Source organism: bacterium (genome assembly GCA_024228115.1).
Classification (GTDB): Bacteria; Myxococcota_A; UBA9160; order UBA9160; family UBA6930.
The window spans coordinates 1-3,824 of record JAAETT010000616.1 but is presented as its reverse complement, the minus strand read 5'-3'; the positions used below and the strand labels follow the sequence as shown (position 1 = coordinate 3,824).

At 66.1% G+C, this 3,824-nt stretch carries 2 protein-coding genes; one reads left to right on the top strand and one right to left on the bottom strand.

Annotated elements, in window-relative coordinates; translation table 11 throughout:
- Positions 1-141 precede the first annotated feature (141 nt).
- The gene (locus GY937_25730; protein MCP5060117.1) at positions 142-414 is read left to right on the top strand and encodes a type II toxin-antitoxin system death-on-curing family toxin; all 273 of its coding nucleotides are present in this window, start codon (positions 142-144) and stop codon (positions 412-414) included.
- 348 nt (positions 415-762) lie between these two features.
- On the opposite strand, the gene GY937_25725 is transcribed toward GY937_25730, so the two are convergent.
- Positions 763-3,498 carry an HAD-IC family P-type ATPase gene (locus GY937_25725; protein ID MCP5060116.1) on the bottom strand — a complete coding sequence of 912 codons (2,736 nt, stop codon included), beginning with the start codon at positions 3,496-3,498 and terminating at the stop codon, positions 763-765.
- Positions 3,499-3,824 lie beyond the last annotated feature (326 nt).

Here is a 3,824-nt window from a genome sequence, read left to right as displayed (position 1 = left end):
TCCGAATAGAGCCTTGAATCAATCGCACTGAAGTGGCCTTGTTGGGTGTCGGTGGAGAAGCCTTGTAACTCCTTCATCTCACACTCACAGGGCCATTTCAATGTCCGGCGTTCACCTCACAACGACGGATTGGGGCTAGGTATGCCCGAGACGACTTTCGAAGGCGAGTTCGTTCACGGGACCCTCTTCGAGATGGCGGCCGCCTACCTGTTCCACATTGCGCGCAACCATCCATTCATGGACGAAAACAAGCGGACTGCACTCATGTGCACGCTCGTCTTCCTGGGGCTGAATGGTTGGCGACTCGAAGCCGAAACGGAGGCCCTGTACGGGTTGGTCGACGGTGCTGCTGCAGGCTCGGTCGACAAAGCGGAGGTTGCTGTCTTCCTGCGCCAGAACTCCGTCGGCCGGTAGGTACGCCCGGTCAGTTCGAGCGCTTTCCTGGCCAACCCGAGCGAACCTACAACCTCAGGCCGTAACTGGGGTCCCAAGAGATGAAGTTTGTTTCCCGTCGTATCCCGACTTCTCCGAGACCCCCCACTGCCCGGAGCGCGGTGAGGTTTGGCGGGAGGCGACGAACCGCCAGCGTGAGTTCCCTGCGAGCGCGAGGCGATGAGCGCCTTCCTGGAGAAGCGCCCGGCGCGCTGCACGGGCACCTGATCGAAGCCTCTTCCCCGCGGTCGCAGGTTCCGGGCCGGGGTGGCGCGCGAGGGTCGGTCCGCGCCCCGGTTCGTTTCAGGCGCCGCGGCGCCCTCGGTGCACTCAGCGGGAGCGGCCCCGGAAGACGAGCTTGTCCAGCTCGAGAACCAGGAAGCCCGGCAGGACGCACGGCAGGATCCACCACCACCAGTCAGCGGGAAAGGCGGCGGTGCGAAAGAGTCCCCCGATGGCTGGCACGAAGGTCGGGAGCAGACGAACCAGGAAGCTGGCAGCGATGCCCCCGAGCAGCCAGGGATTGGAGAACGGACTGAAACGAAAGGCCGATCGACTGACGGACCGGGCGCTCATCACGAAACCGAAGTGAACCAGCAAGACGGCCCAGAACGCCGCAGTCTGCGCCTGGGTCAGTCGCAGCGGGTCGATCACCAACCCGTTCTCCACCGCGCCGGCGCCGAAGTGGTGAAAGACCAGGAAGGTCGGCACCGCGATCGCCAGGCCGATCAGGACCACGCGTCGCAGGAACAGCGCGTCGATGACCCGCGCCATCGCAGGACGGGGCGGCTGGTCGAGGATGAACCGCTCCTTCGGTTCCATCATCAGCGGCATGGTCAGGAATACCGAGTCGAGGAGATTGACCCAGAGGATCTGCACGGGCTCCAACGGAAGCCGCGACGCGAACAGCGGAATGAAGGGTGACAGGAGCACCGCCCCCATGACCAGCAGCGCCTGCCCGCCGTTCGTGGGGAGGGTGTAGAGAATCGCTTTTTCGATGTTGTTCCAGGCGTGACGGCCCTCCTCTACCGCGCCCACGATCGTGGCGAAATTGTCGTCGAGCAGGACCATGCTGGAGGCCTCTTTGCTGACTTCGGTGCCCGTGATGCCCATCGCCACGCCGATGTCCGCCGCCTTCAGCGCGGGGGCGTCGTTGACGCCGTCGCCGGTCATGGCCACCACGTGGCCGCGCTCCTGCAGTTTCTGGGCAATGCGGAGCTTGTGCTCCGGCGCCACCCGTGCGTAGACCGACACCGTTTCGACGACGTCGGCCAGCTCCTCGTCGCTCATGGCCTCGAGCGCCTCGCCGGCCAGCACGGACTCGTGATGCCCTTCGATGATGCCGAGCTGTGCGGCGACCGCCTTGGCGGTGAGGGCGTGGTCTCCGGTGATCATCACCGTCCGGACACCGGCGCGCTTGCACGAATCGACCGCCTCGATGGCCTCCTCACGGGGTGGATCCAACATGCCCTGGAGGCCGAGGAAGGTCAGGTCGTTGAGCTGATCGAGGCTGATCGACGTCTCTTCAGCCGAGATCGTCTTGTGGGCCATGCCGATGACCCGCAGCGCCTGACTGGCCATGTCATCGACCTTGGCGCAGATCTGTTCGGTGTCGAGCGGGACGACGCGGCCCTCATGGTCGAGCTGTTCGCTGCACAGGTGCAGCAGCCGCTCCGGTGAGCCTTTCACGTAGATGCGGTTGCCCTCCTCCGTACGATGCAGAGCGGCCATGAACATGCGCTCGGAATCGAACGGGATCTCGTCGAGTCGCTCCAGTGACGTGTCCGCGCCGAATTTGATCGCGGAGACGAGGAGCGCGCCCTCAGTCGGATCCCCGATCACTGCATGCGTGTCGCCTTCGACACTCAGGGTGGCGTTGTTGCACAGGAACCCGGCCGTCAGGGTCTCTTGGAGGCCCCTGTGCGCCGCCGGCTCCTCGACCGGCAGGCCTTTCCAAAGAACGGCGCCCTCCGGCTTGTACCCCACACCGCGCAGCTCGTAGTCGCGGCCGCCGGCATGCAGCCGCCGCACCGTCATCTCGTCGCGCGTCAGCGTTCCCGTCTTGTCGGAGCAGATCACCGACGTGCAGCCCAGGGTCTCCGCCGCCGGTAGCCGCCGAATGAGCGCCCTTCTGCGAGTCATGGCGGTCGCCGCGAGGGCCAGGATCGCGGTGACGATCATGGGCAGCATCTCGGGGATCGCCGCCACCACGAGCGAAACCGCAGCCAGGAAGCTGTAGACGACCGGATAGCCCCCAAGCGCGCCGAGCACGAACGTCACGGCGCCGATCGCCAGGATGGCTTTGATCAGCGTTTTCGAGAAATCGCTGATCTTGCGCTGGAGCGGGGTGAGAACCGCGGCCGTCTGGCTCACCATGGCCGCGATCTTGCCGAACTCGGTGCGCGGCCCCGTCTCGACCACGATGCCGCGCGACGACCCGTGCACCTGGAACGTGCCACCGAACAGCATGCAGGTCTGGTCGCCGGGAGCGAGATAGTCGCTGTCGATCGCCTCGGTGTCCTTCGGCACGGGAACCGACTCGCCGGTGAGTGCCGCCTCATCGGCACGCACCTCGCGCGCGGCGAAGAGACGCAGGTCGGCCGGAACCCGGTCGCCGGCCTCCAGGAGGACCACGTCTCCCGGAACCAGCGCTCGCGCCGGAAGGGTCACCGCCTGCTCGTCGCGCAGCGCAGTACAGCTGGCGACGGTCATGGTCTTGACGGCTTCGAGGGCGCTCTCGGCCTTGCCTTCCTGGAGAAAGCCGAGCAACGCGTTCAGGAGGACGACGCCCAGGATGACGATGGTGTCGGGCAACATGTCCCGGCCCGCCAGGGTGAGCGTACCGGTGATGCTCGCCGAGACCAGGAGAATGTAGACGAGCGGGTTGTGGAACTGGCGCAGCAGTCGCACGAACCAGCCGGTGCGCTTGAACGAGAGCGCGTTCTCGCCGTAGAGGCCGAGGCGGCGTTTCGCTTCGCCGGAGCTCAGCCCTCGCTCGTCGCCAGCGATGCGCCTGAGGGTCTCGTCGGTAGTGAGGCGATACCACGCCGTCTGCTGCTCATTCACCGGGACGTCCACCAGAGTTCAGGAATCCTGCCCGCAGGAAGGTTAACGGGCGAGCCCCGGGCCTGGGAGACGGCCGCGGGCCCGGCAACCGCGCGTGGAGTCGGCGTGACCTACCCGGGCGGATTCCAGGCTCGTAGGGCAGGAGGCGCCGTGAGCGCCGGCGGGCGAAGAACCGCCAGACGCCCGGTAGGGTCGAGGGCTGGCGCGGTGGTCCGTAAGGCGGTGGCCTTGTCTGTATCCCGGGTTTCCCCGTTCGTGCCCGTGTAGACCCCACCGTGACTCCGTTTCCAGCCCCCGCCACATCGAACGCAGCATGCGGATTTCCC

Bases quoted from the DNA above. Each gene is read 5' to 3' on its own strand.
- GY937_25730 (MCP5060117.1), top strand. From the start codon at position 142: ATGCCCGAGACGACTTTCGAAGGCGAGTTCGTTCACGGGACCCTCTTC.